This is a genomic window from Microbacterium allomyrinae, from assembly GCF_020682705.1.
GTDB classification, from domain to species: Bacteria; Actinomycetota; Actinomycetes; order Actinomycetales; family Microbacteriaceae; genus Microbacterium; species Microbacterium allomyrinae.
On record NZ_JAGTTN010000014.1, the window covers coordinates 1 to 2285 of the forward strand.

Consider the following 2285-nt stretch of genomic DNA (forward strand, 5'->3'; position numbering starts at 1 on the left):
TGTCGCCGCCGACGCCGCCGTGGGCAACCCCGCCATCAACAGCGCGGCAGTGGCCAGCACCGCCAGCCACCGCCTCATACGCGAACGCGTTCCGACCACACCGGCATCACGCATCTAATGCTCCTTCGCATCAGTAAAGACTCATGGCAGGACGCCACGGCTCACAAACCAACCACAATCGAACACGTTGTGCAAGCGCTTACAGCCACTCCCCTCGGAATTGACTTCGATTGCAATCGCTTCCACGCCGACCGACGACTCGGCGGCCGCAGGCGATTTCACACTCCGCCCAGAAGGTCTCCCTGATTCGACGACCGGTGGGCGGCTGCGCTCGTGGAGCCCGTGGCGCCCCAATTCCACGACCGGTGCACGATGTGTGCATGCCCAGGCATCTTGCTCAATTCGTTATGTAAGCGCTTGCAATCTCCTGTGGACTCGTGGTTGATTTGAGGATCGTGGCATAGATGTCACGTCATTTGATTGGTGCGAGGGAGCATCCGATGCATAGTCCCGGTGTAGTCGAGGACCGTTCCACAGTGAGGCGGTGGCTGGCCATGACGGCTGCTGCCGCATTGATAGTCGCGGCGTTCGTGTCGCTGACACCGCCACAACGCGCAGACGCTGCGGCGCCAGGTCCCAAAGACGCGATCGCGGTGCTCTTCTCGTACACGTGGAATCGGATCGCGCAGGAGTGCGAGACGACGCTCGGCCCGGCAGGGTACGGGTATGTGCAGACATCGCCTCCGCAGGAGCACGCGATGGTCCCCGCTGAGGGCAACCCGTGGTGGATCTACTACCAGCCGGTCTCGTACAAGCTCGAATCGCGGATGGGCACCGAAGCAGAGTTCAAGTCGATGGTGCAGCGGTGCAACGCCGCAGGTGTCGGCGTGATCGTGGATGCGGTCATCAACCACATGTCGGGCCAGACGAACGGCGGCACGGGATGGGCTGGAACGCAGTTCCAGCACTATGACTACCCCGGCCTGTACAACAGCAGCGACTTCCACAGCTGCCGCCGCGACATCGACACCTACAGCAACCGCGACACCGTGCAGAACTGCAACCTGGTGAATCTGTCGGACCTCGACACGAGCAAGGCGTCGGTGCAGCAGACGATCGCCGACTATCTGAACCGCCTCGCCGACATCGGCGTCAAGGGTTTCCGCTTCGACGCGGTCAAGCACATCTCGGCGTCGGACATGAGCGGAATCTGGAACCGCGTCACGAAGAAGAACGAGCTGTACCTGGTCCAGGAAGTGATCCGCGCAGCCGGTGAGCCTATCCAGCCCGAGGAGTACACCTCGTTCGGGGATGTCCACGAATTCGCGTACGCGCGCAAGCTGAAGGAAGCCTTCGGCGGATCGCGCATCGACTGGCTGATCTCCGGTGCGGGGATCGGCGGCACGTGGGCCGGGTTCCTGCAGCAGGACGACGCTGCGGTCTTCGTCGACAACCATGACACCGAGCGCAATGGCGAAACGCTGTCGTACAAGAACGGCAAGTCCTACGACCTCGCTCAGACGTTCACGTTGGCATGGCCGTACGGTTCCCCCTCGATCCACTCCGGTTACGAGTTCAGCAACGACAAGCAGCCCCCGGCTCTCACCGCGAACGGACGGGTCGTGGACCCTGCTCCGGGCCAGAACGGCTGGACGTTCAAGCACGCGCAGAACGACATCAAGAACATGGTCGGCTTCCGCGTAGCCACGTACGGCACGGATGTCGTCAACAAGTGGACCAGCGCTGACGGCTCGGCCCTCGCCTTCGGGCGTGGATCGAAGGGATTCATCGCGATCAACAATGGTTCCGGCGACGTGCAGCGCGAGTTCACGACGTCGCTGGCGGACGGCATCTACTACAACGTGATCAAGGCGACCAAGACGGGCAACGTGTGGTCGGGTGCGACCGTCACCGTCGCGGGCGGCAAGTTCACCGCGACCGTCGCAGGCAAGGACGCCATCGCTCTGCACGCAGACGCGAGGGTCACCCTCGGGTGCACCGATTCGGCAGCGCCGAGCGTTCCCGCGAACGTCAAGGCCACGGCCGACGGAACGACGGTGACGGTGTCGTGGACGGCATCGACCGACGACTGCGGCGTTGCCGGATACGACGTGGTGCGCACCGGTGGAACCGGCGGCTCGGTCACCAAGACGGTCACCGGAACCCAGCTGGCCGACAGCGGCCTGGCCCAGTCGACGTCCTACTCGTACACGGTGCGGGCCAAGGACACATCGGCAAAGACCAGCGCGGCCTCGACTGCGGCGTCGGCGACGACGGGCACGGGG

General features: G+C 63.8%; 1 protein-coding gene. It reads left to right on the forward strand.

Annotated features, from left to right (window positions below; all coding sequences use genetic code 11):
- Window positions 1-536 precede the first annotated feature (536 nt).
- The coding region (locus KEC57_RS18760) for an alpha-amylase (protein WP_229386219.1) at window positions 537-2285 on the forward strand (1749 nt) is incomplete at its 3' end.